Origin of the sequence: Burkholderia sp. Ac-20384 (genome assembly GCF_017104605.1) — a bacterium.
Taxonomy (GTDB): Bacteria; Pseudomonadota; Gammaproteobacteria; order Burkholderiales; family Burkholderiaceae; genus Burkholderia; species Burkholderia lata.
This window is the reverse complement of sequence record NZ_JAAGPE010000595.1, coordinates 1-2,164: the sequence shown is the minus strand read 5'-3', so window position 1 is coordinate 2,164 and position 2,164 is coordinate 1. Positions and strand designations below refer to the sequence as shown.

At 69.4% G+C, this 2,164-nt stretch carries 2 protein-coding genes and 1 pseudogene; 1 reads left to right on the top strand and 2 read right to left on the bottom strand.

The genetic code is table 11. The features are described 5' to 3' along the window. A pseudogene (locus tag G3O00_RS42080) lies at positions 1-353 on the bottom strand (helix-turn-helix transcriptional regulator); the annotation flags it as partial. A 161-nt stretch (positions 354-514) separates the two neighbouring features. Further along, positions 515-1,396, bottom strand: a complete 882-nt coding sequence (locus G3O00_RS42075) for a neutral zinc metallopeptidase (protein ID WP_206146536.1) — start codon at positions 1,394-1,396, stop codon at positions 515-517. A 400-nt stretch (positions 1,397-1,796) separates the two neighbouring features. On the opposite strand from G3O00_RS42075, the gene G3O00_RS42070 reads away from it, so the two are divergent. Then, the coding region (locus G3O00_RS42070; protein ID WP_206146535.1) for an SDR family oxidoreductase at positions 1,797-2,164 on the top strand (368 nt) is incomplete at its 3' end.

Below are 2,164 nucleotides of genomic sequence, written 5' to 3'. Positions count from 1 at the left end.
CAGATCTCGACGACGTCGGCCACGTCGTGCCGCCGCAGGAAACGGGTCCAGTACGCGGACGCATCGCGCCTTTCGTCAGGCAATTGGGACGCGAGCGTGACGACCGCGCGTTCGCCTGCCGCGCAGCGCGACGGATGCAGCGGATCGAGCATCCGGTAGCGCGCGACATAGGTGCGATGCATCGATTCCGGCATTCCGAACAGCTCGAAATCGGCCGGTTCGCCGCTCTGGTCGAGCCGGTAAAACACGATCGCGGACGGGCTCGCGAACGCGTCGAACGCGTCCACGCACGCGCGCAGCGCGCGCTGCCAGTCGGCGGCGGTCGGGTCGGCGGGAACGGATGAGGTCGGCATGGTGGAATCGGCTGGCAGGCGAACGGATCGAAGATCGAAGTTCGGGCCAGCCTACCGGCGCCGCAAAGCGCCGGTGAGCACAAATCGGCAAATCGTCCCGGCCCGGCCGGCATCGCGGGTTCGGCCGGGACGATGCGGGCGCGCGACGGGGCGCGCCGCTTTCAGCGTGCGTTCGCGGCGAACGTGTCGCAGGCGCTCAGCTCGCCCGATTCCATCCCGCGCCGCAGCCAGTACACGCGCTGGTCGCTGGTGCCGTGCGTGAAGCTTTCCGGCACCACGTAGCCCTGCCCTTGCTGCTGCAGCCGGTCGTCGCCGATCGCGGCGGCGGCCTTCAGCCCCTGCTCGAAATCGCCGGGTTCCATCAGTCGCTGGTTCGCGCGCTGCGCGTTGTTCGCCCACACGCCGGCGAAGCAGTCGGCCTGCAGCTCCATCCGCACCGACAGCGCGTTCGAGTGCGCCTGGCTCGCCCGCCGGCGTGCCGCATCGACCTTGTCGGAAATGCCGAGCAGGTTCTGCACGTGATGGCCGACTTCATGCGCGATCACGTAAGCCTGCGCAAAATCGCCGCCCGCGCCGAAACGCTTGCGCAGTTCGTCGTAGAAACCGAGATCGATATACACCTTGCGGTCGCCCGGGCAATAGAACGGCCCCATCGCGGTCTGGCCCGTGCCGCATGCGGTCGGCGTCGAGTTCTTGAACATCACGAGCGTCGGCGGCTGGTACTGCGCGTGCAACTGGGTATTGAACACGCTCGTCCACGTGCGCTCGATATTGCCGAGCACCTTGCGCGTGAACACAACGTTCGGTTCGTTCGCCGCCGCGCCCTGCCGCGGCGCGGGCGCGGGCTGCGCCTGCTGCTGGTGGCCCTGCAGCGCCGATGCGCCTTCGAGTATCACGCGCGGGTCGATCCCGAAGAAATACGATGCGGCGAATGCAACCACGATCGTGCCGATGCCGATCGTCGCACCGCGCCCGCCGCCGAACCCGCCGGCACCGCGGCGATCCTCGACGTTCGTGCTTTCCCTTTCGTCGTCCAGCCTCATAGCCGGCCCTCCCTGTTCTTGTCGATGGTCCGGCGCGCGAGCGCGTCACCGGGCGATATGTTGTCGTGGCACGATCCTCGGACGATGCAACGCCCGCGCACCGGGTGTGCGCTCCCGCCGGGATCGCCGGCCTGCCGCTCCGCTCGCACGACGGAATCGGCCGGCCGATGCGCCGCGCGTCGAGGCGCGGCCCGCCCGCGCTATTCTGCCGGGCTTTCGTGACTTATCGCAAAAATGTGGAGGATAGAGCGATTCTGCGTCGCACAACGTCAGCCTTTGCAAAATGGCCCGCGGTCGCACCGGCCGGCCGGATGCCGCCCGCGTTCATCCTTTCGGCTGATACCGGCGCTTGCCGGCGCCGCCTAAAGTGACCGGAAACGACACCTTTCCGGAGCACGACATGACACACCCGCAACCCCGCACGATCGCGATCACCGGCGCAGGCACCGGTATCGGCGCCGCGTGCGCGCACCGCTTCGCCCGCCGCGGCGATCGCGTCGTGCTGATCGGGCGGCGTCAGGCGCCGCTCGACGCGCTGGCCGCCGAGACGGGCGGCCTTGCGCTGGCCGGCGATGCCGCGAGCACCGCCGACTGGGCCCGCTTCCTGCCGCAGATCGCCGAACGCTTCGGCCGCGTCGACGCGCTGGTCACCTGCGCGGGCGGCCACGGGCTTGGCCGCGCGGACGAAACCGACGACGCGCAGTGGCGCGACGCGATGCACGCGAACCTCGACACCGCGTTCGTTAGTGCGCGCGCATGCCTGCCCGG